Raw genomic sequence first — 26530 nt, 5'->3', positions numbered from 1 at the left:
GATTGTCTCAGCCGTTGCCCGTATCTTTAAATTTACCTTCGATAAATCCTGTAATTGTTTTGTTTTCCGCTGAAGTAAGCACTCCGTTTGCAACTACATTGTTAAAGTCTATCCTGAACCTGTCATGGCCCAGATCTGTAAATTTTAACGTGCCACTTCCAAATTGGAAAATGGCATCATTACCTTTGGTAAAAAAAGCTTCAAGTATAAAATCCTGGGTGTTATCCGTAAATCCAAATGTTCCGTTGATTGATTGATTTATCGGTAATGTGATAGCTACCGTAATACGATCATTCGTTGCCTGTCCCACTTTTTTTATACTAAAGTTCCGATGATTTGTTGTTCCGTTATCGGTTACAACGAAACTTGTGGTAAGGTCAGCAGCTGAAGTTGGCGCAAATAAAACACCGTCAATAAAAATTTGAGAATTAAATGAATTGTCTTCGTCATCATCTTTTCCGGAGCATGAAATAAATAATGAAATTGCAACCAATGCCAGGCAGAGATTTTTCAGACTGCTCCCGTATTTAATTTTTATTTTCATGATTATTTGTTTTAAAATTTAACAAATATGATGAAAAAATTAAATATTAACAAAATTTTAACGAACAATTGCCTCTTGGATAACCTTTTGTATGTCTTCTCTCACATTCCCTTTAGAAAGATTATTAACGGGCGAATCCGGAAAAGTACGGTTGGATAAAAACACATAAACAATTTCAGTTTCCGGATCTGCCCATGCGATTGTTCCTGTAAATCCGGTATGCCCAAAGCTGGATGCAGACACGCAACCACAGGTGGCGTGTGTTCCGGGCAATTGCTGCTTGTCAAAACCCAATCCGCGTCGGTTGCCCTCTGCGCAGAAATAGCAGGTATTGAAATCGTCGAAAGTTTTAGGAGAAAAGAATTCAACACCGCCGTAATTGCCTTTCTGCAAATACATCTGCATGATTTTGGCGATATCCATCGCGTTGGAGAAAATCCCGGCATGACCTGCAACACCGCCTTCCATGGCTGCTTCCATATCGTGAACGTAACCCTGAATGGTTTGATGGCGGAAATAATTATCAATTTCAGTTGGCGGAATATTACTTTTTTCAAAACGCTGCAGCGGATTGTAAAGCGTATTGTTGGCACCGAGTTTCCTGTAGAAATTTTCGTAAGACAAAACATCAAGCGATTTGTGCGTGGTTTTTTCTAGATATTCTTTTAGAATAATGAAAGTAAAATCGCTGTATTTGTATTCTTTTTTCGGAAGCAACTTACTGTCGGCAATCGCCTTCATAATCGTGTCGTGGTAATCATTCCTCATGAAAAGGCTGTCAGTAACTTTCTTCGAAAACTGATGATCAGCAACTTTTCGGTAATATTTATCCGAAGGAAACGTCTTCTCATCAAGCGTCGCTTTGTAAAACGGAATCCATGCCTCGAATCTTGCATAATGCGACAGCAAATCCTTGAACGGAATGTCGGCTTTATCCGTATTTTGAAAAACCGGCAACATGTCACCTAATTTGGTTTCGAGATTCACCTTTTTCTTATCATACATTTGCATCACATTCGGCAAAGTCGACACCATTTTAGTCACCGAAGCTACATCATAAATATCGGCGTCCTGTACTTTTTGAGTATTGGTATAATCGTGAAAACCAAAAGATTTCTGGTAAATCACTTTTCCTTTTCTTGCAACCAAAATCTGGATTCCGGGCGTCATTTTTTTGTCGATGGCATTCTGCGCGAGCTTATCGATTTTGGCCAGAACCGCCGAATTCATTCCGACATTCTCAGGCGAGGTAAATCCTAAACGATTGATTTTATGCGTCGATAATCCGTCGTTGACTTTAAATTCGCTATTAATTGTCACAGGCAATTTTCCTTTGGCTTCGACGGCTCCGAAAAGTAATTCAGCCGAAACCTGTTGTGCAATGTCTGAATTTTGATAGGAAACGACAACTCCTTCGATATCAGGAAATGAAGTCACCGGCGAGAGCGAATACGGCTTGGTGAAAACATCTAAAATGACGTTGTTATTCTTGGCAATCTGGTCAAGCCAAAACAATTCCGTGTCTGAAAAATAGTGTTTTTTCCAGGCTTTGTCAGATTTGTGATAACCGATGATTACGGTATTAAATTCTTTTAATCTGCAATTGAGCGTGTCGACATTCGTATCTGCAACTTCTGTAACTTCTGTGTATTTTTTTAATGTCGAAAGGAAAGCGCTGTTCACATCGTCGCCTAATTTCACATAAGCGATTTTGTTGTTTTCAAGCGATTTTATCGGAAGAATTTCGTCTTTGTTTTTCAAAACCGTAATCGCATTTTCATACAATTGGTATTGCAAAGCGTCATTTGCAGGTGGATTGATGTCTTTCGGGATATTCACAATTTCAACCGGTTTGTAATGATTCAGTCCGATTTTATATTTGTATTTCAGGATTTTTTTAACCGAATAAGATAATCTTTCTTCAGTAATAATGCTGTCCTGGTAAGCGATACAGAGTTTTTCAACCGCTACCGGAACATTTTCTGCACAAAGCAGCATGTCATTTCCGGCCAGAAACGCTTCAAGATCTATTTCGCCTGGCTTTCTGTAGTTGGAGGCAGCTTTCATGTTGAGCGCATCGGTAAAAATCAGTCCGTCAAAGCCCATTTCCTTCTGCAATAAATTTGTCACGATATTATAAGAAATCGACGACGGATAACTTTCGCGCGGCTCTAAACTTGGCACATTAAGGTGTGCAACCATGACAGAAACCAATCCTTCGTTGAACATTTTCTTATACGGATACAATTCCACTTCTTCGAGCCTGTCCTTTGAAAAATTGACAACCGGCAGCGAATAATGGGAATCGGTTTCAGTATCTCCATGTCCGGGAAAGTGTTTTCCTGTTGAAAAAACGCCTTGGTTCTGAACACCTTTCATCATGGCAACAGCGTCGTCGGTCACCGTATTTTTATCTTCACCGAAAGAACGGAAACCAATGATTGGGTTTTTCGGATTCGTATTGATATCGAGCACCGGCGCAAAATTGAAATGTACGCCGACGCGTTTGCTTTCTTTTCCCATCTGCTCGCCAACTTTCTCAATGAGCTTGCGGTCTTTTATCGCGCCAAGCGTCATATTGAAAGGAAAACGATAGGTTGAATCGAGGCGCATGCTTAATCCCCATTCGGCGTCAATTCCTATAAATAAAGGTATTTTTGAAATGGCTTGAAAACGATTCGTCAATCTTGCCTGACGCACCGAACGGCCCTGAAAGAAAATCAAACTGCCGACTTTATAATTCTTTATCAGCTTATCAATTGCATTAAAATGAACCGTATCTTTATTTGAATACGCAGAAATCATGAACAATTGTCCAAGTCTTTCATCAAAAGTCATTTGGTTGTAAACGCTGTCAACCCATTTGGTTTCGGCATTGGAATCTTTCAGAAATGGGAATTTATCTTTCCGCGAAGACGGCAAAGAACTATTCAATTCTTCTGCTACAAATTTATGAACGGTGTCAGAATCGGCGACAACTTTCTTTATTACGGCAGGTTTCGAGCCGCCGCAATTAATCAGTAAAAAGGAAAGGAAAAAGAGCGCAAATATATATGGGAGAGATTTTTTCATCAAAAATTGTTTTAGAAGAATCGGCTGTGCCAGCTGTCTTCTGCGGGAACTTCCCACGATTCATTGTATTCGGCAATATTATTAACGAGGTTGTTGAATACAATCGTATTGCCCGAAACGGCTTTGTCTTTGGCCATCTTTTTGAATTCTATCAGTGGTTTGTGGGCGATGTGCTGTCCGAGTTTGAAAGTGACGTTCATTTTGTCGAGCAAATCGACTTCGTATTTTTGCTCCAAAGATTGTATAAATTGCACTGAAGAATCAATCGAACAACCGGTCGCTATTTGGTTTTCCTGATTGACGGCGAGAATGATGAAACGGTTGTATTTCAATTCGAAAGAAGCTTCCAAACCTGTTCCATGCGCTGCCCAATTTTCGACGAAAGTCTTTAAATCCGTTTCGATTGCGGCGAATTCTTCGTCGGTAAATTTTCTGTTCGACTGGTAAATCCACACTTTGGATTCTTCGGGTAGGGTTTCAAAAGGAACGTACATGATGATAGATTTTAGATTTTAGAATTGAGATTTCAATTCGTTACAAATCCTGCGCATTGGCAATTAATTCGGCGATGTCCATTACTTTGATTTCGCCTTCTTTTTCTTTGTTTTTTACGCCGTCGGTGAGCATTGTGTTGCAGAACGGACAGCCTGCGGCGATGATATGCGGATGGGTTTCGAGTGCGTCTTCGGTTCTTTCGATGTTGACTTCCTTGTTTCCGGGTTCTGCATCTTTGAACATTTGCGCGCCACCAGCTCCACAGCACAATCCGTTCTTTTTGGAGCGTTTCATTTCTACGAGCTCAACATCGAGTTTTTCGATTAAATCTCTTGGTGCTTCGTAAATATTATTGGCGCGTCCTAAATAACACGGGTCATGGAAAGTAATTCTTTTTCCTTTGAACTGTCCGCCTTCAATGGTTAATCTTCCGGCATCGAGCAAAGATTTCAGGAATTCGGTATGATGGATGACTTCGTATTGTCCGCCCAATTCCGGGTATTCGTTTTTTAAAGTATTAAAGCAATGCGGGCACGCGGTTACGATTTTCTTGGCTTCATAAGCGTTCAAAACCTCGATGTTCATCATCGCCTGCATCTGGAACAGGAACTCATTCCCTGCCCTTTTTGCAGGATCGCCCGTACAGCTTTCTTCAGTGCCTAAAACCGCAAAAGACACATTGGCGCGGTTCAAAATCCGCACGAACGCTTTGGTGATTTTTTTTGCCCTGTCGTCAAAACTTCCGGCACAGCCTACCCAGAAAAGAACTTCGGGTTGCTGTCCTTGGGCTAACATTTCGGCCATTGTCGGCACTGTTAATACTTCTGACATATCTTTATTTTAGTTGCAAAGTTACAAAGGCGCAAAGTTGCAAAGTTTTATTTACTCGTGTTTTCCGTCGTCGAAAACCTGGATGGTCACTTCTTTCTCAATCAAATCGGTGAAATGGCCTCTGTAACGCGTGGCTTTCACCAAATGATTGTCAATCCAGTGATAGTTGCCGCCGCGTGGTTTCCCGAAGACGATTCCGTGGTATTTGAAGCCGTGCTTTTTGAGCCAGATTTCGGTGTATTCACGGTGTGCTTCTGTTCTTGATGTGAAAAAAAAGATGATATGGCCTTCGTCGTACCAGCGGTTTAATGTTGCGAGTGCGTCCGGATACAATTCGGCTGTAAGCATTCTTTCCGGCTCTTCGTTCGGGATATCGTCGCAAACGGTGCCGTCGATATCAATGAGGTAATTTTTAATCCCTTCAGGCAAAATCGGACTAATCGTTTGTCCATTCTCTGTTGCAGTAACTAACTGCTTGTCTAAATCTTCAGTTTTCATTTTCGTTTTGTTTCTAATTTAATTTGAGTCAAATTCATTAAAAACACCCTTAACCTCACCTATAAGAGAATTTTTATTTTATGTTAGTTTTCGTTTTTCCAGTTTAAGCGGTCTTGCTGGCTGTATTGCCAAGGTGCGCCGTTGTTTTCGACATTCGTCATCATTGCGTTTAACGACATTGGCGCGGCACTTTGTTCCATTACCAAATATCTTCTCATGTCCATGATAATTGAGAGCGGACTGATATTTACCGGGCATTCTTCTACGCAGGCATTGCAAGACGTACATGCCCAAAGTTCTTCCGGAGTGATATAATCGTTTAGTAATGTTTTGTTATCAGGCACAAATACGCCTTTGTTCGCATCAATATTCTTGCCGACTTCTTCAAGTCTGTCGCGCGTATCCATCATGATTTTGCGCGGAGACAATTTTTTTCCGGTGATATTCGCCGGACAGGAAGAAGTACAACGTCCGCACTCCGTACAGGTGTAAGCATTCAGCAATTGCACCCAGTTTAAATCCTGCACATCACTGGCACCGAATTTCACCGGAGCAGCATTTGCATCGGGCGCAGGCGCTGCAAACGGATCGGCGTTTGGATTGAGCATTAATTTTACTTCGGCGGTAACCGATTCTAAATTGTTGAATTTTCCCTGTGGATTTAAATTCGCAAAATAAGTATTCGGGAAAGCCAGTAAAATATGTAAATGCTTAGAGAAATAAAGGTAATTCAGGAAAATCAGAATTCCGGTAATATGCAGCCACCACGCCGTTCTCTCAATCACCGCGACAACGCCAACGTTCATTCCGTCAAAAATTGGCTTGATGAAACCGCTGATCGGAAATGCGCCGGCTTCATGATAATGCGAATAGCCCATTTGCTGCAGCCATAAATCCGATGCGTTCATGATTAAGAAAAGGCTCATCAGGACCATTTCAAAATATAGAATGTAATTCGCGTCGCTTTTCGGCCAATTCTTCAAATCTGAAGAAACAAATCTTTTGAGTTTTATGATATTTCTTCTTGACCAGAAAATGATTACCGAAGCCAATACCAAAAAAGCCAGGATTTTCAAAAAAGCCAATCAGGAAACTGTAAAATCCGCCGAGGAAACTGAAAACGCGGTGCGTGCCGAAAATACCGTCAACAATGATTTCAAGTACTTCAATGTTAATGATTATAAATCCTGCGTAAACAATAATGTGCAGAAATCCCGCAACCGGACGTTTCACCATTTTAGATTGCCCGAGCGCAATCATTGCCATGTTTTTCCATCTGGCTGAAGGGTTATCGGAACGGTCAACATCCTGTCCTAACTTGATATTGCGGACGAGTTTTTTTACATTAATCGTAAAATACCCAACTGCAAGGCCGAGAATAATTACAAATAAAATATTGTCTAAATAACCCATATCTTACTTTTTTATAGGTACGCCCAGGCTGTCAACCTTCGTAGCGGTATAAGGCTTGTTTTTCTTTCCGAAAAGTGAAACGTTGATGTATCGTGTTGGATTCAGCCTCACATCCTGAAGCAATAATTCGAGTTCTTTTGAGGTTTTGGTCAGGTTATTGTAAAGCGCGTCATCTTTGAGCAGTTTGCCCATAGTGCCTTTTCCTGAATTAATATCAGCGATAATGCCATCGACTTTTGTAAGCGCATTTTCAAGCTTTTTAACCGTTTGCCCGAATTTGATTTTTGAAATGGAATCAGAAATCGTATTGAAATTTTCAGCCGCCTTGTTCAGGTTTTTCATCGTCCCGGCGATTTTTTCGCGGTTATCGGTGATGATGCCGTTGGCACCTTTGGCAACGCCGTTAAGTTCTTCGAGTGTTGTACTTAGGCTTGCAATGCTTTTTCTTAGATTTTCCCTTGATTTGGCGTCAAGGACTTTGTTGATGCTTGTCACCATTGTATCGGCGGAAACAATTACACGCTCTAATTTTTCCTGTAAAGGCGTCAGTTTTTCGCCGACTAAAGCAGTAAGTCCCGGAACTGTTCTTCCTTTTAGATATTCGCCTGATTCTGCGACGCTTTTATCTTCAAGATTTGGGATGATCTGAATTTGTTTCCCACCAATCAATCCGGGTTCGTAGATGTTGATTTCACTCGATTTAGAAATCGGAAAATCACTTTTCACCTGAATCTCAACGGTAGGCTTAGCCGTAACAGGATCAAGCATAATTGCAGTAACTTTACCTACTACGAGTCCGTTAATCGTTACCGGAGCCGATGCGGCAAGCCCTTCAACATTGTCATATTTAGCGTAAAAAGTGCGGTAGTGTACGAATAAATCCCTTCCTTTCAAAAAACTGTATCCCCAGATAAATAATAAAATCGAAGCGATTACGAGTATGGCGGTTTTAATTTCTCTTGTAATTTTCAAAGCGTGTATTTTTAACAAAATTAAGCTAAAAATTTAAATTGTGCTATTTTTTAGTAGCTTCCTGTATGGTTATTTTTTTACCGTCACGGAAAGCAACGAGGTAAGCAGAATCATATCCTTTGGCTTTGGCTTCGGCTAAATTTTCTTTTGCCGTTTCATAACTCGACGTTTCGCCATACATATATTTAAAGAGCGTACCGTTATCTGTCATTACGGATATATTTTTCAATCCTTTAAAATTTGAAGGTGTTGGATCCAATTTTTTACCGCTGGCGGAAATCTGCACTTTAAAAACCACTGCACCGTTTGAAGTCGTAGGTTTCGGCTCATCTGCTTTTGGTTTTTCTGTTGGTTTAACAGGTGTTTCCGGTTTTTGTGTTTCCGGTTCAGGTGTTTTATCAACCACTTTCGTAGATGGTTTGTCTTCTGTATCGTTAGCGCCGCTTCCGTAATATTCTTTTTGTAGCTGATGATGGCGTTCGCGATGGCCTGTGCGATATCCTGCTGGCCTTCTTCAGAATCAAGATCTGCGCCTTCTTTCGGGTTGGAGATAAATCCGGTTTCAATCAGCACACGTGGCATTGCGGCTTTGTGCAAAACCATATAAGGGCCTGTTTTACACCGCGGCTTTTCTTCTTGAGATCATCGCGGAAATTGGCCTGTATTTTTCCGGCAAGCGCAATACTGTTTTCCATGAACAATTCCTGCTCAATGGTAATTCCGATCATTGATTCAGGTGAATTTGGATCAAAACCATCATATTTTTCCTTATAATCTTTCTCCATTGTAATTACCTCGTTTTCACTTTTCGCGACAGCGAGGTTGGAAGCCAGTTTTGTCATACCCATCACGTAGGTTTCAGTCCCGTCGGCAGCGGTATTTTTATTGGCATTGCAGTGAATTGAAACGAAAATATTCGCATCGGCACGATTGGCAATATTCGCCCTTTCAATCAAATCGATGAAAACGTCTGTCTTACGCGTATAATTGACACTGACGCCGGGCGTATTTTCGAGGATTTTTCCAACTTTTAAAACAATTCCGAGCGAGACGTTTTTTTCAACGTGGCCGCTATACACGGCGCCCAGTCTTTTCCTCCGTGCCCGGCATCTAAAGTTACCTTAAATTTTCCGCTTTGGGCGAAAGCTGTAAGCATTCCCGTACACAGTAATAACAGGGTAAAATATTTGATTTTATTTTTGGAATTCATAATTGGTTAAAAGTTAATTTTAATAGAAAACTGTTAGTTATAATTTTGCAAAAGTGCTTATTTTGCTAAAAAATTATCTTAAGTTTGACCTTTCAAAAAGTAAGCCATATTTTTACAAAAATAGTATTAAAACCTTTGCGTACAAACTTATTTCATATCGTTTTATCAGCAACTTTCTTAACACTGGCTGCCTCAAAAGCTTACAGTCAGGAGGTGCCGAAAAAACCAAATTCACTGCCGCAAACTGCAAAGACAATTCCTACAACTACAACGAAAGAGGACACTTTAAAATTGCAGGGGAATGTTGTAAAAGATACGCTTCCGAAAAAACCGGTTTTAACGGATATTGTAAAGCGAAAAGCCGTTGATTACGAGAAAGTTAACCAAAAAACCAAGACTTCAACTTTATACAACAAAGCAGAGTTATATTATCAGGATATTGAGCTCAAAGCCGGAACAATCATCCTGAATTATGAAAAGAAGGAAGTGTATGCAAAAGGCATCAGGGATTCTGTCGGAAAATATACGCAACGCCCTGTTTTTAAGCAGGGATCTACGACCGTAGAACCTGATTCCATCCGATTTAATTACGATACGAAAAAGGTGTTGATTTATAATTCGAGGTCGAAGGAGGGCGAGCTTAATTACATTGCCGAAGTTGCGAAAAAAGAGAACGATTCAGTTTATTTTCTTTCACGGACGAAATTTACCACTTCTGAAGATATTGACGATCCCGAATATTATTTCCTCGCCCGGAAAGCTAAATTTGTTCCCGGAAAGAAAGTCGTTGTCGGTTTTACGAATATGTATATTGCCGAAGTGCCTACGCCTATCGCCGTTCCGTTTGCATTTTTTCCAATGACGAATAGCAGCCAGTCAGGAGTTATCATCCCGACTTTTCAGGATACGAATTTACGGGGCTATTCATTGCAAAATGGCGGTTATTATTTTGCTTTAAGCGATAATTACGACCTGACGGTTTTAGGGGACTATTATACCAACGGCAGTTACGCCATGCGATTTGAATCGTCTTATGCGAAAAGATACCGCTTCAACGGAAATATCAATATGCGTTTCGAGAATCAGATCACGAGTGAACGCGGTTTTCCGGATTATGCCCGGACGAAATTATACAACATTCAGTGGAGCCATTCCCAGGATGCGAAATCCAATCCGAATTCGAGGTTTTCTGCTTCTGTGAATCTCGGAAGCAGCACCTATTTTCAGAACTCCCTTAATCAGGTAAACCAGGGCTCGAGATTGAATAATACGCTGAGTTCTTCCATAAGTTACTCGAAAACTTTCAACTGGGAACCGCAGGTTAACGTAGCCCTGACAGCCACGCACAGCCAGAATACACAGACCAAACAAATCAACATGACGTTGCCGACATTGACGGCGAGTGTTGACAGGGTGTATCCGTTTGCTTCAAAAGACGGCGCGAAAAAGGGCATTATCAAGAACATCAATTTCCAATACAGCGTGATTGGAGAAAACAGGTTCCAGACCACGGATTCGTTGTTTTTCAAACCTGAAATGTTCAAGCAGGCCATGACCGGAATGAAGCATACGATTCCGGTAAGCACGAACTTCAAGTTATTTAAATATTTCAGTTTTCCGTTGAGCTTTAACTACAACGAAGTCTGGTATTTAAAAACCATCAATAAGACTTTTGACCGCAGCAATGACGCCGTTATAACCAAAGAAGTCGGCGGCTTTGACTCTTTCCGCACTTACAATTTCTCGAGTGGTGTCGGAACAACCATTTACGGAACATTTAATTTCGGTGCAGACAAAAAGATACAGTCCATCAGGCATGTAATGAAACCTAATATTTCCTACAGTTACACGCCTAGTTTTAAACAATATTATGATACTTATGCCACCAACGCCAGCGGTACGATGACGACTGAATACAGCCGTTTCGAAAAGAAATTTACGGCGCTCCGGGCAAAACCATGTCGAATTTGCTTGGAATTTCTCTGTCGAATACTTTTGAAGCGAAAGTGACCGACAAAGATTCTACCAAAACAGAGCCGAAAAAAATAATGTTGCTCAACAACCTGAATTTTTCCACGAGTTATGATATCTCTGCAGATTCCTTAAGATGGGCGCCTTTGCGTATCAGTGGCGGAACATTGTTATTCAAAGAAAAGATGAATGTGAATTTTGGCGCGACGCTAGACCCATACGCCATCAACAATGCGGGCAATCGAATTAATAAATTCAACATTGACAATGGCGGCAGCCTTTTCAGGATGACCAGTGCGAATATGACTGTAAATTACTCGATTTCAAGCAAAGGTGATTCGACGGAAAAAGACAATAATGAACAAGGCAAACGCAATGGTGGCCGTGAAGACGACCTTTTTGGCAGCAGCGCCGATCTTGGCGACCACAGACAGAGCCAGTTTGGTGATGACGATAAAAATAAGGACAAAACTCCTTCCGCATTTTACCATACTGAATTGCCCTGGATCTGACTTTTGCTTACTCCCTCACCTATGGAAATTCTAAAAGAGAAGATAAAATCACCGGAAATTCCGTAATGGTTTCAGGGAATATCGACCTTTCTCCAAAATGGAAAGTTGGTGTTTCCACCGGATATGATTTTGTTCAGAACGGTATCACTTATACCCAAATGCGATTTGAAAGGGATTTGTTAAGCTGGCGGATGGATTTCACCTGGGTGCCGATTGGGGCTTATAAATCGTGGGGATTTTCATCGGAATCAAATCCGGAATGCTGAGCGATATTAAGTGGGAAAAGCGGAATACGGGAAGACGATAATGATCAGTGGTTGTTGACCAGAACGCAGTTTACAGATGGCAGTCTTAGGAGCAATTTAAAATCTAAAATTTATTATGAAAAAAATTATTTATACAGATAAAGCACCGGCGCCAATCGGGCCATACAGTCAGGCGGTGCAAATCGGAAATACTTTATACACTTCGGGACAAATCGCGCTGAATCCGGCGACAATGGAATTGGTTTTAGACGATATCGAAACCGAAACCGAACAAGTAATGCAGAATTTAAAAGCGTTATTATCAGAAGCCGGAATGACTTTTGAAAACGTAATCAAAACCACCATTTTCATTATGGATATGGGCGATTTTGCAAAAATCAACGGCATTTACGGCAACTATTTTGATGAAAAGACCGCGCCTGCAAGGGAAACTGTTCAAGTGGCAGGATTGCCAAAAGGTGTGAATGTCGAGATTTCGATGATTGCTGTAAATTAAGCTTAAACATAAAAAAACCCGGTGAAAATCCGGGTTTTGCTTTTTTATTTACTTAATGAGTGATACGCAATCAAACCGTCGATTGGGCGGCGTAACACATTGCCAACCTTAATCTTATGCCTGCTTAAAACTTCTTCCAGTTCATCTTTCAGGTAGAATGCAATCGAGCCGATGAAATGTACCGGAACGTCTTTGTAATTTTCGTATTGCTTGATGTACAAATCGACAAAATCTTCCATGCATGAATAGATGATTTTTTTGCAGAATTCATGCTCTTTATGCTGGATAAGGAATTTTGCAAAAGTCGCCAGATAAGCATTTGGGTTCGGTTCTTTGTATAAATTATGCTTGATCACATCCGAATCTAAATCGTGGGCTTTTTCAAATTCAGTTGCTAAATCTTGCGGCATTTTATTAAAATAATAGCCTCTGATCAAATGGCGTCCGAATTGGTTTCCACTGCAGTCATCCATAGCGATGTAGCCTAATGAATCAACTTTCTGGTGCAAAACCACTCCATCAAAATAGCTGCAGTTCGAACCTGTTCCTAAAATTGCGACAATCGCTTTTTCATTTCTCGGTGTCGTGGCATAAACCGCGGCATAAGTATCTTCGTGTACTGAAACTACAGCATTCGGAAAATATTCCTTGAAAATTCCCGCAAGGAAATTCTTCATCCTTTCGGTACCGCAACCGGCGCCATAAAAAACAAATGCGTCACGCTTTTCTTGTTGTGCGAAATATCGAACTTATCTTCAAGGCGGGCAATGACCTGGTCTTTTCCAAGCACTTCAGGATTGAGGCCCAAAGTTTGTGTAGTGAACAAAACTTTTCCGGATTCGTCAATTGAAATCCAGTCAGCTTTGGTCGATCCACTGTCTACTAATAATTTCATAAGTTAACTTTTTGGTTGGTTATTTTGCCCGAACCATGACTCCGACGCCTCGGAAACCGGATGAATTTGCTACTGCAAACTGAAACCTATCGGGATAGTTTCAAAAGATAAAAATCCCGCTAATATAAACATTAACGGGATTTATGGAAATTATTAATTACTTTAAACCTGCGATATGTACTGACAAATCAATCAATTTGCTTGAATATCCGTATTCGTTATCATACCATGAAACCAATTTAAAGAAAGTAGAGTTTAATCCGATCCCGGCTTTTGAATCGATGATAGAAGTGCGTTTGTCAGAAACGAAATCCTGAGAAACCACGTCGTCTTCAGTAAAACCTAAGATGCCTTTCAATTCATTTTCAGAAGCGCTTTTCAAAACCGCCATGATTTCTTCGTAGGAAGTCTCTTTTGCCGTTTTTACGGTCAAATCGACTACAGACACATCAATCGTTGGCACGCGGAACGACATTCCGGTTAGTTTTCCGTTCAATTCCGGAATCACTTTTCCAACGGCTTTCGCAGCGCCGGTAGAAGACGGAATGATGTTTACGCTTGCTGCACGTCCGCCGCGCCAGTCTTTTCTTGAAGGCCCGTCAGCAACCATTTGTGTTGATGTTGAAGCATTAACCGTTGTCATCAAACCTTCAACAATCCCGAAATGGTCGTTGATTACTTTTGCCAATGGCGCAAGGCAGTTCGTAGTACATGAAGCGTTGGAAACTACGGTATCTGTAGCTTTTGCTTCTGTATGATTGACACCCATAACGAACATTGGGGCATCAGCAGAAGGTGCAGAAATAACGACTTTCTTAGCGCCTCCTCGGATGTGCGCCTGAGCTGATTCGATTGTGGTGAAAATCCCGGTTGATTCGGCTACAACGTCTACTCCTACTTCATCCCATTTCAATGTTGACGGGTCTTTTTCTGCTGTTACACGGATGTTTCTTCCGTTTACGTATAATTTTCCTTCTTTTACTTCAACCGTTCCGTCAAAACGTCCGTGAACCGAATCATATTTTAATAAGTACGCCAGGTGATCTACGTCAAGCAAATCGTTGATGGCTACCACTTCTACATTATCTCTGTTAAAGGTTTCCCTGAAAACAATTCTTCCGATTCTTCCGAAACCGTTAATTCCTAATTTTACTTTTGACATTTTGTTTAATTTTAATTTATTGTTTAAAAGCTTAAGGTTTAAAATCCAGCGTTTACACACTAAACTTTAAACCTTAATCAAATTTTTTATGTCGACATGATGTCTGAAACTCTCAATAATTCACGGTCAATTTCTGTATGGCCTTTAATCGCTTGTTCCAAAGGCGTCAATGCAACTTTATCATTTAAAATTCCAACCATATAATTGGATTTTCCTTCTAACAACGACTCGACAGCTTTTACACCCAAACGACTAGCCAACACACGGTCGTAACACGATGGTGCGCCGCCGCGTTGCATGTGTCCGAGAACGGAAACGCGCACGTCGTATTCTGGTAAATGCTCTTCGACGTAATCTTTGAGTTCGAAAACATTTTCCCGATCTTATCGCCTTCGGCAATCACTACGATACTTGATGATTTTCCTGACGCTTTACTTTTTTGAAGCGATTCAAGGAGTCTTTCGAGCCCGAGATCTTCTTCCGGAATCAGGATCTCTTCCGCTCCTGCGCCGATTCCTGCATTTAAGGCAATGTGTCCGGCATCACGCCCCATTACTTCCACAAAAAACAAGCGGTTGTGTGAACTTGCCGTATCACGAATTTTATCGATGACTTCAACCACAGTATTCAAGGCGGTATCGTATCCTAACGTGTGGCTGGTGCCGAAAATATCGTTGTCAATCGTACCCGGAATTCCCATCACAGGATATTTGTATTCATCGTTGAAAATTTCGGCTCCGGTAAAACTGCCGTCTCCGCCTATTACCACAAGTGCGTCAACGCCAGCTTTTACAAGGTTTTTATGCGCTTTTTCGCGGCCTTCTTTGGTCATGAATTCTTTCGATCTGGCCGACTTAAGAATTGTGCCTCCTTTATTGACAATATTATTGACGCTTCGGGCACCCATTTCCTTGAAATCTCCTTCAATCATTCCCTGGTAACCCCTGTAAATACCGATGCATTCGATATGATGATACGCACAGGTTCTGACCACTGAACGAATGGCTGCATTCATTCCCGGGGAGTCACCTCCTGAAGTCAGTACGCCTATCTTTTTTATCTGATTTGACATTTTTTTCAATATTAAAATGCTAATTTAACAAACATCTCCTATTAAAAATGTTGTGTTTTTAATAAATTAATAAAGTAGGCGTATTTCAATCGTTTTCGTTAATAAGTTTTTATTTTCGGGGATTTTATTAAGATTGCAGTCGGATGATTTCAGGTAACAGATGGCTGATTTCAGATAACAGATTTCAGGTGGCAGATTACAGTTTTAGAATTGATACTGAAAACAATTCTGAATAAAATAAAAACTATGGTCTGCAGCTGCCGACTGAAAACTGCAACCTGCAGACTAATCTTCCTTCTGCGGAACAGTTTCTTTAGGTTTTGGCTGATCCGTTTTTTTCTTCTTGATTTTCTGGAAATTCATGCCTTCAGGAACAATGACATCAGAATCGGGAACCTGATCGGTTGGTTTCTTGTCATCGGCCTTTTTCTTATTGAAGATTTTATTGACAAGTGACTGGAATGTATCAAAATCGACCTGATAAGTAATACCAAGTCCTTGCGTATACCCAATTCCTTCTCCCAAATAATTAATGTCATTTTCGCGGTTGAAGAAACGAAGGTTCATCGTGCCGTCTTCATTGACGCGGTATTGCACTTCTACATCACCAACGATTGCTGATTCGTTAATGCCTCCAACGGGAACTCCGACTTTTCCGTTGACACTGATCCTTTCATTGATTTGTGTGGAAACTGTCACGCCGATAGAACCGTCAGATTCATATCCCGGTGTTTTGTCTGCGGTAACGATGTCGAGCCCAACTTTCACCTTATCGTCAGGATTCTGGAAAATATCATCGAAAATTCCACCGGCAGTTTCATACAAATTCCGCGTAAGCGCACTTTGATTTACACCTTCATTGCTGGCGAATCCACCAGTTCCGAGTAATGTAAGTGCTTGTGTCTGACGAATATCTTTATCGTCTAATTTGGTCTGGATTTCAGATTTCAATACGGAACTTAAAGTTGGGAAATTAATCGTAAAATCCGGTTCCGGACTGCTTAAATTCCCTGTGATATTAATACCGACTTCCACGTCAACTTTCCTGTTCGCCGCATTGTTCTCGAGTAATACTGACGGATTGGCTTTCGCCTTATAAATCGCCTCAAGATTCAGCCTGGCGCGCATCGGGTCGCCTTCCCAAACAATAGAGCTGTAGCGTTTCAATTCGAATTTCTTATCAATCAATCCGCGGTATTTGAAATTGTAAGTCCCGTTATAAACCTGGTAATCTCCCGTCATCTGGAATTTCCCGAGCGTGTTGATTTCAAGCAATAAATTTCCGCTTCCGGTCGCCGTCATTCCGTGACCGGTTTCACGGTCCAGAATCACTTCAATGACAGCGTCACGCGTGATATCAAGATTAAAATTCAGCTCAAGTCCGTTGTAATCTCTGGTTTGGGTAATGATACCTTTCTGAAGATTAAATTTCTCCTGCGGCGTCAGAAAATGCATAAAATTCTTGCTGCCAACCGATTCCGAATTATTAATCGGAATCTTAATATTTGTGCCTTTGTTGGATTTCGCCTTCACATCAATAACCAAACCGTTCGTCGGAACCTGAAATTGTTGCATTTCCGTCGATAAAAGCAGTTCCGTAATAAGCCGCATCTTCTGAATCTTTAGTATCCAAAGCCAACAGATTATTTGCACTGAGGTACAAATCCAAATCCCATTTTGAAAAATTCTTATGCCTGATGGCGCCGTTGAGCCTGCCTTCAGTTTTATATTTCGTATCAACAATCGTCGCATTCTGGAACAGGAACTGGCTTTCAGAAAGGTCAACAATAGAATTTTCGCGGAAAGAATAATCTGTGTTCAGATACGGAATCCCAAAGCCAGCCTGTTCCAGGAACAATCGCCCGTTAATGTCAGGTTTGTCTATGGTTCCGGAAATATAAGACGCACCCGAAATATAACCCCGAATATTCGAAATGACGTTCCCGCCCAACGGACTAAGCGCCGCGAGGTTGAATTCGTTAAATCGCAAATCCATATCCATTAAAGTGCGCTTGTTTTCGATTCGGAAAGTCCCTTCTGCAAGAAACGATTCGACATTATCATTTGCAAGCGATGAACTGACCGTAAAATTCCTGAAACTGTTATCACCTGCAACATCAAGGCTGAGATCGCCAAGCACAATATTATTGACATTTAATCCATCAATCTTAAGTGACGAAGTGGGTTGGTAAATATTGTTATTCTGTTTAAAATTGACTTTTCCCTTCAGGTTTCCGGCAATTTTCAGGCTGTCAATAATTGGAATGATTTGCGATAAGTCTACATTGGCAAAATTAAGGTTCAAATCTTTGTAAGTGCTGTCTTTGAGCGTTCCCAAAAGTTCAATCTTCTGGTTCTCATGTGACATAATGATATTGTCGATGTTGAAATTTTTGAATTTTTTATCAAATACGATTTTATTGTCATCGGTACCTTTTTCGTTCAGGAACCATAGATAATCCTTGAATTTAAGTTCCGATTTCTTGATTCCGACCACGTTATTGTTGTCTTTATCTATCGTATGGAAGAAATTCAATTTATAAAAATCACTCGATTTTTTCCCTCCTTTAAACTCTGAACGAACGAACATCGTGTCTTTCATCGTCACGTTAATCAGGCTGAAGTCGGCTAATTTGTAATATTTAGTGCGAACGCTATCGAGTTCGATATATGCATTATAAAGCGGGTTTTTGTTGTCGACGCTTATGCGGATATTATCGAAGTTATTCTCATAGGCCTTAATATTCGGCGACGTAAAACTGAGTTTGAATTCGTCATTATCAGAATTGATGTTACCGCGGATAAAGGTATTCGTCGCGATTTCAATTCCGGGATAAAATATCTCAATAATCTTGTTGTAAACGCTGAAGTTGAATTTGAGGTATTGCCCTTTTTTGACTTTATTCGGTTTGTAATTGGTATACAAACTTCCGATGGAATTCTGCACCATTTTACCCAATTCACTAAACTGAAATTTACCAACTACCTGACCATCAATAATATTAGGGGAATTTATGGCAATTGTACGCACACGATCTGCATCAAAATTGGATGTGATACTGAAATCGTCAAAAATATAGGTGTCTTTCTGATTTTGGTAAGAGGCATCTGCAACAGTGACAGTTCCGCTCAAATTATCCAACGAATTTCCCGAAACGTCTGACCTGATTTCACCTTTAAAAATCGCAATAGAATCTTTAGTGAAATTGAGCTTATTCAAGTTCGCAAAATCGATATTCGCGTGAAAATCATAGCGTGTGTCTTTTTTCGAAAGGTCAAGAATTCCGTCAAAATCCATAAAAAGATTTGGGTCGTTGACAACGAGTTTTCCATTATAATACGGACTTTTCAATCCGCCATTCACGACAATATTAGAATAATTGTACTTGTTGTAACCCAACCTGAAAATCTTGCCGTCGATTTTGGTATCGAGGTTTTTCGACGTAAATCCTTTTCCGTCAACATTCAAATCCAAACTGACAATGCCAACGTCATTCCGGTCAAGGAAATTTCCGATATTGAAATTTTCAAGCACCACATTTCCTGAATATGACGCGTTATTGATGTCTCCGATATTGTCGATTTTTAGCGTCGACAAAACATTTCCAATGGCAGAAGTCAGGAAGAAATCAGATTTGAGATAAGTCGTCGTAACTTCAGAAGTACCCGTAAGGTTGTATTGCCCCAATTTTTTAAGCACAACCGGAAGTTTCTTTCCGAGAATATTCGGCAAAATCGACACCGCATCGTCGTAATTAGAATCGAGCCTGTCGAATTTCGCCTTCATATAAAAAGGCTTGGTCTTCGTATCGAAAAGATTTTTGAAATTCAATTCTCCGGCGATATAACTGCGCTTATTATCATCGATTTTGAAATTTTTCAACGTAAGATTGTTGAGCGTTCCTGAAATTTTGCTCGAAAGATTGAAAACCTTGTTGCGGCCAAGTTCTTTATAAAAATAACGGATGTCGTTCGTGGCAATCGTTGACGCGTCAATGCCGACTTTAAAAACAACTTTATTATTAAAATCCTTGAAATCTTTGCGGTCATAATACAAACCGACATTTCCTTTTATGGTAGAATATTTCGTTTGCACGGTCAAATCATCCAAAAGGATATTTTGCTTGGTATAAGTGAATTTCGCATTCAAATCTTTCACGAAAAGACCACGATGATCCTTAAACGACAGCGTGTTGATTTTCGCAGTGACTTCAGGTTCCATGAATCTTGAAATTGTTCAGCGAAGCATCTATTTTGGTGATATTCAGTTCTTTCGAAGTCGACCGATTTTCGTCGGTCAGCATGAATTTTCCGTTCGTGAAATAGGCATTTTGCGCCTTCAGCAGGAACTTATGCCCGGAACTTTTCTTTCCATCTTCAAAAAGCGTCACAAAACGATCGAGATTAGTATCTGTTTCGCCTTTGTAATTTTTGAGGTTAAAAACGAGTCCGTCGAGCCTGATATCACCAAACAGCAAATCGCCGTTGTATAATTTTTTAAAACTCAATACGTTGGTTTTAATTCGATTAGCATAAATCAACGTATCTTTATGATGGTCACGGATCATGACATTTTTGAGCTTAACACCGCCAAAAACAGAAATCGCAACCTGCTCAACTTTAATGTCGGTTTTATAATCTTTATTGAGCATTTCGGTAACATAATTACCTATTGCAGTCTGAACAACAGGCAGCGAAAGTACGATACCAAGCGTCAACAAAAGCAGCACCAGCCCGAGTAAGATGCGAACTACGATTTTTTTTGCTTTTCTGAGCCTTCCTGTTGTTTTTATTTTTTCCAAAAATCTTATTTTGCGCGTATAAACAAAGAACCTTTTATAAAAATAGCTACTTTTGTAAGCGTCGTAAAATTAAATATTTTTAATTTAAGGACTGTCAAATATAACCCAAAATTCATGCCCATTTATGCAATCCGAATCAGTTTTTATACTGGCCATTGAAAGTTCTTGCGACGATACTGCGGCTGCCGTATTAAAAAACGACAAAGTACTGTCAAATGTTGTGGCGAACCAGTCGATTCACGAGCAATATGGAGGCGTCGTGCCTGAATTGGCATCGCGCGCGCACCAGCAAAATATCGTTCCGGTAATTGACGCTGCGCTTAAAAAATCAGGCGTTGATAAATCGCAGCTAACCGCAATCGCCTTTACGCAAGGGCCGGGTTTGATGGGCTCTTTGCTTGTAGGAACTTCGTTTGCGAAGTCGCTGTCACTCGCGCTTGATATCCCGTTAATTGCTGTAAACCACATGCATGCGCACATCTTAGCGCACTTCATTGATGAGGATGGATTTGACAAACCAGAATTCCCTTTTCTGGCATTGACGATTTCAGGCGGCCATACGCAGATTGTAAAAGTCAACGATTTCTTTAACCTCGAAATCATTGGTGAAACGACTGATGATGCGGTTGGCGAAGCTTTTGATAAGACGGCGAAAATACTCGGGCTTCCCTATCCCGGCGGGCCTTTGGTCGATAAGCACGCCAAGTTGGGCAATCCGAAAGCATTTCCGTTTACAAAACCAAAAGTGCCCGGACTCGATTTCAGCTTCTCAGGATTAAAGACACAGATTTTGTATTTCGTTCAGAAAAATACTGCCGAAAATCCTGATTTTATTGCTGAAAATATCGATGATATTTGCGCATCAGTCCAAAATATCATTATCAAGATTTTGATGGACAAACTCAAATTGGCTGTTGAACAAACCGGAATCAAGCAAATTGCCATTGGTGGCGGCGTTTCAGCGAATTCGGGCATCAGGAACGCTTTGGTTCAAGCAAGGGAAAAATATGGCTGGAAGACCTTCATCCCGAAATTTGAATATACGACTGACAATGCGGCGATGATCGGAATTGCCGGTTACCAGAAATATTTACACGAAAAGTTCAACGATGCGACTGTCGTATCTAAAGCAAGAATCGAGTTTTAATATGCAGTTATTCTACAATCCTGACATCGATTCGACAACTGAAAGTTTCTTTTTTGATAAGGAAGAAAGTCGTCATATTATTAAAGTGTTACGTAAGAAAGAAACCGATATTCTATTTGTAACCAATGGTTTTGGATTTTTATTTAAAACCGAAATCACATTGGCTTCAGATAATAAATGTACGGTAAAAATTCTCAGTTCTGAAAAAGCTGAAAACCCAAAAGTGCACTTACATCTTGCCGTCGCACCAACAAAAATGAATGAGCGTTACGAGTGGTTTTTGGAAAAAGCTACCGAAATCGGCATTCAGGAAATCACGCCAATTATCTGTGATCATTCTGAAAGAAAAGTTATCAAAACGGAACGATTTGACAAAATTTTGCTTTCGGCGATGAAACAATCAAACCAGTATTTTTTGCCAAAACTAAATGATCCGATCGCTTACAAAGATTTTATTTCGCAGCCTTTTAGCGGACAAAGATTCATAGCCCATTGTGAAGAAACAGATAAAAAAAGCCTCAAGGATTTATTGAAACCATCCGAAAATATTACCATTTTAATTGGTCCTGAAGGTGATTTTTCTGAAAAAGAAATCCAATCGGCAATAAAAAATAATTTTTTGCCTGTATCTTTAGGCGCAACAAGATTAAGGACGGAAACCGCGGCGATTGTGGCTTGTCACAGCGTGGCTTTTGCGAATGAATAATTTATAACACGAATTGCACGAATTTTCACAAATTAATTAGCGTAAATTCGTAAAATTCGTGGCAAACTATTTTAAGATAAGAAATGAAAAAAATAACCTGGCTTATTTTACTTTTTACCACTTTTGGCTTTTCACAGGAAATTGCACTTTTGAAATACGGCGGCGGCGGCGACTGGTATGCAAACCCGACTTCATTGCCGAACCTGATAAAATTCTGCAACCTTAATATTGGCACGAAATTAAAACAAAAACCTCCAACGGTTGAAGTCGGCAGCCCGGATTTATTTTCTTATCCGTTTGTTCACGCGACCGGACACGGGAATGTCGTTTTCACGGATGTTGAAATCACCAATCTGCGCAATTATATGCTTGGCGGCGGATTCGTGCATTTTGATGATAATTACGGCATGGACGAATACATCAGAAAAGAAATAAAAAAAGTTTTCCCTAATAATGATTTGGTCGAAATTCCGGCCAGTCACCCAATTTTCCAGAAGCCCTATTCGTTTCCCGCAGGATTGCCTAAAATTCACGAACACGACGGAAAAAGACCGCAGGCTTTCGGGATTTTCATCGAAAACAGATTGGTGTTTTTATATACTTATGAATGCGATTTAGGCGATGGCTGGGAAGATGCAGAAGTACACAACGACCGAAAGACGTACGTGAAAAAGCACTGAAAATGGGCGCTAATATCATTAATTATATTTTTAATAATTAGAAAAAAATGACAGCAAAAACAATATCTGAAGGTATATTAAGGGCAATTTTATTTGTTGTACTCGTAGTTGTTTTGCTATACTTTTTTTATGAAATACAAACGGTAATTGCCTATCTGATTGTTTCTTTAATATTGACGATGATTGGCAATCCGATTGTGAAATTTTTCAGGAGAAAGCTCAAATTTTCAAACACGCTGGCGACAGTTGCTGTTTTGCTGATTTATGTATTGATTGTTGCAGGATTCATCTCGATGTTTGTGCCGTTGATTGTAAGTCAGGGCGCGAGCCTTTCGGTGTTAAATGTGGCATCCATTCAAAATAGCCTGAATGCTTTGTTAGCGCAGGTTGATGCTTACCTGAACAGTTTCAATATGAATTCAAAAGATTTGCTGAAAAGCTCGAATCTTGCGTCGAAACTGAATTTGGCTTTTATTCCGGTTTTTCTTAATACGATCCTCGACACCATCAGCGGTTTCGGAATGGGACTCGCCTCTACCCTTTTCATCACTTTTTTCTTCCTGAAAGACAAAATGATGTTCATCAACGGGATTAAAACACTGATTCCGCAAAGCCACGAAGAAAGAATCCTGAATTCACTTGACAAAATCAACGATTTGCTGAGCCGTTATTTCATCGGATTGTTGCTGCAATTGTTCATCGTTTTTATTTTATACCTGATTGTGCTTTTGATTTTCGGAATGGAAAACGCCGTAATCATTGCATTTTTGTGTGCGGTGTTGAATATCATTCCGTATATTGGACCGATAATCGCTTCAGTTCTGGTAGCAGTTTTAACGATGATTGGCAATTTGGGAAGCGATTTTCAAAGTGTAATGCTGCCACAAACCATTTACGTTCTGATTGGATTTTCTGTCGTACAAATCATAGACAATAACGTTTCGCAACCGATAATTTTCTCCAAAAGTACTTATTGCCATCCGCTAGAAATATTTCTTGTGATATTGACTGCCGGTTTCCTGTTCGGAATTTTAGGCATGATTGCTGCGGTTCCGATTTATACAATGCTGAAGGTTATCGGCAAGGAATTTTTCCCTGACAATAAGGTCATACAACTGCTTACCAAAAATATCTAGCCTTGTTTTCCGGAATTTTAGATCCTGAAATCCAGGCATTCATCAATAATAATATTGGTGTCGATATTTCAAAACTCGCGCTGCAGAAAAATCCATTTCCCGATGCTGATTGGCCGGAAATCCTGAACCAGATTGCAGCCAAAACAAAAGCAAAATCTAAATTGCCAACGTGGTTTTCAGCCGGAAATATCATTTATCCATCGAAAATTTCTATCGAGCAGACTTCTTCGGAAATTACGGCTTTATACAAATCAAGATTGGTTTCAGGCGACAATCTCATTGATTTGACCGGTGGTTTTGGCGTTGATGATTTTTATTTTTCGAAAGTGATAAAAGCTGTTGTGCATTGCGAAATGAATGCGGATTTATCGGAAATCGTAAAGCATAATTTCGGGCAATTAGGAATTGAAAATACTTCTTTTTACAGCAATGATAGTACATCGGTATTAAAAGAAATCAACCAGAAATTCAATTGGATTTATATTGATCCTTCAAGGCGAAATGACGCAAAAGGCAAAGTTTTCATGTTAAAAGATTGTTTGCCGAATGTGCCGGAATTGCTTGATTTATATTTTTCTTATACTGATAATATACTCATCAAAACCGCGCCGATATTAGACATTGCTGCTGGTTTGGGCGAATTGCATTTTGTAAAATCTATTCATATTGTAGCCGTTGATAATGAAGTGAAAGAATTGCTTTGGGAATTATCAAAAGATTACGATAATGAAATCGAAATTAAAACTGTCAATATTACAAAAGGAAAAGAAGAACATTTTAATTTTATTTTGGATGAAAATGTAAATGCAGAAATCGGGTTGCCTGAAAAATTCCTCTATGAGCCCAACAGCGCCATCATGAAATCGGGCGGTTTTGAAAATATAGGCAATCACTTCGGTTTAAAAAAACTGCATCAGCATTCGCATTTATACACCAGCGCTGAAATTATTGATTTTCCGGGAAGGGTTTTCAAAATCGAAAATTATTTTTTCTATACTAAAAATGACATGAAGAAATTCCTTCAAAACCAGAAATCAAACCTGACCACGCGTAATTTTCCCGAAACTGTCGAAAACATCCGCAAAAAATGGAAAATAAAAGATGGCGGCGACCAATATTGTTTTTTTACAACTGATGCGAATAACGATAAAATAGTTTTAATTTGCACCAAAATTTAAAGCACTCATGAAATATCCGCTTACGGTAATTATACTTTTGTTCAGCTTTGCAATATTCGCCCAAAAACCTTGTGAATATGCCACAAATGTGGTCGATAGCATTGGAAGCTATAAGTCTACGAAAGATTATATCGTGCACGAACGCAACTTCGCGGGCAACGAAGCTTATATGTTTTTTAACCTTTTAAAAGTTGACGACATGCCGTTGCTTAATCTGCAGTATATTCAGAAAAGTGCAGATATGATTAAGGTAAATTGCCTTGATGCCAACTCAAGAGTTTATCTTCAACTGCAAAATGGCCAGATTATAACTTTAATTCATACCAACGACGAAAGCTGCGGAACGATGGTACGTGTTCCCGAAGAAAACAAATATACACGCGTCATTACAGGGAATTTTATGTTTATGAAAGGTTCAATTGAAGCTTTGAAAGCATCACCGGTTACCTTGATGCGAGTAAAATTTTCTACTGAAATACTTGACTTTGTATTCAAAAAGGAATTAACTTCAGAAATGTCTAAGCAGACCTATCAGCCTGAAAAATATTTCATAGATTATTTGCAATGTGTTGATTAATGTGCATAGAGATAGCAGATAACAGATAACAGATAACAGATAACAGATAGCAGATAGCAGATAGCAGATAGCGAAAATATAAAAATTAAAAAGTTGAAAATAATTTGATTTATTTTCGGCTTTTTCTGCGGTCTGCAAACTGAAGACTGATCACTAATTGACGTCTGAAACTACTCACATTTCCATCGAAAATCTGATACCGGATCGTGGGACGCATCTTTCAGATTATAATGCCACCATTCTGAATCGAATGAAAGAAAATTATGTTGGAGCATTATTTTTTTAAGTAACTTCCTGTTTTCCAATACTTTTTCAGGTAAATTTTGATAATTATGGCTGGCCTTCTCACCGAAGAAATCAAAAGGCGTTCCCATATCAATTTCTTTTCCGTCGGCATCGACAATTGTCAAATCTACTGCGCCGCCTCGATTATGAATGGAACCTTTCGCCGGATCGGCAACATATTGCGGATCACTTACTATTTTCCACATTCTTTTCTGTACGGATAATGGGCGGTAACAATCAAATAATTTAAGATGATAGCCTGATTTAAGAAAATCTTCATTTGCGGCGATCAGCGATTTGACGGTTTTTAACCGGAGGTAGCATTCAGCGCAATCGTAGACTTTTGCATTTAGGAAATTGTCTTTGGTGGCGTATTTCATATCCAGCTCAAAACCGGAGCTGTAATCCCTGATATTTACGAATGAAGTATCGCTCACAATTGTCTGTTCCGTATTTACTTTCACGAAAGTGGCGTCAGTAAAATTTGTTTTGGCAGCATTTTTGTTTTCCGCAAGGACAAGCGTTTTCGAATTCTGGCATGAAAACAGCAAAAAGAAGCTCAGTATCAGGAATATATTTTTCATGTTTTGAAATTTTGGCTTTTTTTTAC

General features: G+C 39.9%; 18 protein-coding genes and 6 pseudogenes. 8 read left to right on the top strand and 16 right to left on the bottom strand.

From position 1 onward, the window contains the following. Positions 1-7: 7 nt before the first annotated feature. The 9 genes and pseudogenes from ACSLFW_RS12655 to ACSLFW_RS12615 all read right to left on the bottom strand — a co-directional run bounded on the left by ACSLFW_RS12655 (position 8) and on the right by ACSLFW_RS12615 (position 8904). Positions 8-544, bottom strand: a complete 537-nt coding sequence (locus ACSLFW_RS12655) for a hypothetical protein (protein WP_436556039.1) — start codon at positions 542-544, stop codon at positions 8-10. A 57-nt stretch (positions 545-601) separates the two neighbouring features. Next, positions 602-3616, bottom strand: coding sequence for a glycoside hydrolase family 3 N-terminal domain-containing protein (locus tag ACSLFW_RS12650; protein WP_436556038.1), 3015 nt, complete (start codon positions 3614-3616; stop codon positions 602-604). Between the two features lie 11 nt (positions 3617-3627). After that, positions 3628-4110 (bottom strand): ABC transporter ATPase, encoded by a 483-nt coding sequence (locus ACSLFW_RS12645; protein ID WP_436556037.1) that lies wholly within the window; start codon positions 4108-4110, stop codon positions 3628-3630. A gap of 40 nt (positions 4111-4150) precedes the next feature. Then, a complete protein-coding gene (locus ACSLFW_RS12640) occupies positions 4151-4942 on the bottom strand; it encodes a (Fe-S)-binding protein (protein ID WP_436556036.1) in 792 nt (263 codons plus the stop codon). A gap of 51 nt (positions 4943-4993) precedes the next feature. Further along, a complete protein-coding gene (locus ACSLFW_RS12635; RefSeq protein ID WP_436556035.1) occupies positions 4994-5440 on the bottom strand; it encodes an LNS2 domain-containing protein in 447 nt (148 codons plus the stop codon). Positions 5441-5523: 83 nt separating this feature from the next. Then, positions 5524-6853 (bottom strand): annotated as a pseudogene (locus tag ACSLFW_RS12630) (4Fe-4S dicluster domain-containing protein). Between the two features lie 3 nt (positions 6854-6856). Then, positions 6857-7825 carry an MlaD family protein gene (locus ACSLFW_RS12625; protein WP_436556034.1) on the bottom strand — a complete coding sequence of 323 codons (969 nt, stop codon included), beginning with the start codon at positions 7823-7825 and terminating at the stop codon, positions 6857-6859. A 43-nt stretch (positions 7826-7868) separates the two neighbouring features. Then, on the bottom strand, positions 7869-8054 hold the full coding sequence (locus tag ACSLFW_RS12620; RefSeq protein WP_436556033.1) for a hypothetical protein: 186 nt from the start codon (positions 8052-8054) through the stop codon (positions 7869-7871). Beyond that, positions 8051-8904: pseudogene (locus ACSLFW_RS12615) on the bottom strand (N-acetylmuramoyl-L-alanine amidase family protein). Before ACSLFW_RS12615 ends, ACSLFW_RS12620 begins: the two are co-directional and overlap by 4 nt. A 215-nt stretch (positions 8905-9119) precedes the next feature. Here ACSLFW_RS12615 and ACSLFW_RS12610 point away from each other — a divergent pair. Continuing rightward, positions 9120-11825, top strand: a pseudogene (locus tag ACSLFW_RS12610) (putative LPS assembly protein LptD). 74 nt (positions 11826-11899) lie between these two features. Continuing rightward, positions 11900-12280, top strand: coding sequence for a RidA family protein (locus tag ACSLFW_RS12605; RefSeq protein WP_436556032.1), 381 nt, complete (start codon positions 11900-11902; stop codon positions 12278-12280). Between the two features lie 44 nt (positions 12281-12324). Here the strand turns inward: ACSLFW_RS12605 and ACSLFW_RS12600 are convergent. The 6 genes and pseudogenes from ACSLFW_RS12600 to ACSLFW_RS12575 form a co-directional block, all read right to left on the bottom strand. Further along, positions 12325-13175: pseudogene (locus ACSLFW_RS12600) on the bottom strand (N-acetylglucosamine kinase). Between the two features lie 157 nt (positions 13176-13332). Then, entirely contained in the window at positions 13333-14337 is a 1005-nt protein-coding gene (gene gap / locus ACSLFW_RS12595) for a type I glyceraldehyde-3-phosphate dehydrogenase (protein ID WP_436556031.1), read from the bottom strand. 86 nt (positions 14338-14423) lie between these two features. Further along, positions 14424-15409: pseudogene (pfkA, locus tag ACSLFW_RS12590) on the bottom strand (6-phosphofructokinase). Positions 15410-15694: 285 nt separating this feature from the next. Next, the gene (locus ACSLFW_RS12585) at positions 15695-16984 is read right to left on the bottom strand and encodes a translocation/assembly module TamB domain-containing protein (protein ID WP_436556030.1); all 1290 of its coding nucleotides are present in this window, start codon (positions 16982-16984) and stop codon (positions 15695-15697) included. Further along, a complete protein-coding gene (locus ACSLFW_RS12580; RefSeq protein WP_436556029.1) occupies positions 16944-19631 on the bottom strand; it encodes a translocation/assembly module TamB domain-containing protein in 2688 nt (895 codons plus the stop codon). The genes ACSLFW_RS12585 and ACSLFW_RS12580 overlap by 41 nt, the downstream gene beginning before the upstream one ends. Beyond that, positions 19621-20211, bottom strand: a complete 591-nt coding sequence (locus ACSLFW_RS12575) for a hypothetical protein (RefSeq protein WP_436556028.1) — start codon at positions 20209-20211, stop codon at positions 19621-19623. The genes ACSLFW_RS12580 and ACSLFW_RS12575 overlap by 11 nt, the downstream gene beginning before the upstream one ends. Before the next feature lie 124 nt (positions 20212-20335). On the opposite strand from ACSLFW_RS12575, the gene tsaD reads away from it, so the two are divergent. The 6 genes and pseudogenes from tsaD to ACSLFW_RS12545 all read left to right on the top strand — a co-directional run bounded on the left by tsaD (position 20336) and on the right by ACSLFW_RS12545 (position 25635). Continuing rightward, positions 20336-21358 carry a tRNA (adenosine(37)-N6)-threonylcarbamoyltransferase complex transferase subunit TsaD gene (gene tsaD, locus ACSLFW_RS12570; RefSeq protein ID WP_436556027.1) on the top strand — a complete coding sequence of 341 codons (1023 nt, stop codon included), beginning with the start codon at positions 20336-20338 and terminating at the stop codon, positions 21356-21358. A gap of 1 nt (position 21359) precedes the next feature. Continuing rightward, positions 21360-22064: a 16S rRNA (uracil(1498)-N(3))-methyltransferase gene (locus ACSLFW_RS12565; RefSeq protein ID WP_436556026.1), complete on the top strand. Its 705-nt coding sequence runs from the start codon at positions 21360-21362 to the stop codon at positions 22062-22064. Positions 22065-22147: 83 nt separating this feature from the next. Continuing rightward, positions 22148-22785 (top strand): annotated as a pseudogene (locus ACSLFW_RS12560) (DUF4159 domain-containing protein). Between the two features lie 6 nt (positions 22786-22791). Continuing rightward, positions 22792-23880 (top strand): AI-2E family transporter, encoded by a 1089-nt coding sequence (locus ACSLFW_RS12555; RefSeq protein WP_436556025.1) that lies wholly within the window; start codon positions 22792-22794, stop codon positions 23878-23880. Positions 23881-23882: 2 nt separating this feature from the next. Then, complete coding sequence (locus ACSLFW_RS12550) at positions 23883-25058, top strand: THUMP-like domain-containing protein (RefSeq protein WP_436556024.1); 1176 nt, start codon at positions 23883-23885, stop codon at positions 25056-25058. A 7-nt stretch (positions 25059-25065) separates the two neighbouring features. After that, on the top strand, positions 25066-25635 hold the full coding sequence (locus tag ACSLFW_RS12545; RefSeq protein WP_436556023.1) for a hypothetical protein: 570 nt from the start codon (positions 25066-25068) through the stop codon (positions 25633-25635). Positions 25636-25805: 170 nt separating this feature from the next. On the opposite strand, the gene ACSLFW_RS12540 is transcribed toward ACSLFW_RS12545, so the two are convergent. Further along, positions 25806-26504, bottom strand: coding sequence for a M15 family metallopeptidase (locus ACSLFW_RS12540; protein WP_436556022.1), 699 nt, complete (start codon positions 26502-26504; stop codon positions 25806-25808). Positions 26505-26530 lie beyond the last annotated feature (26 nt).

The sequence above is a fragment of the Flavobacterium sp. 3HN19-14 genome, assembly GCF_051373205.1.
In the GTDB taxonomy this organism is placed as follows: domain Bacteria; phylum Bacteroidota; class Bacteroidia; order Flavobacteriales; family Flavobacteriaceae; genus Flavobacterium.
Note: the sequence above shows the minus strand (reverse complement) of the source record. Positions and strands in the feature narration are given on the sequence as shown.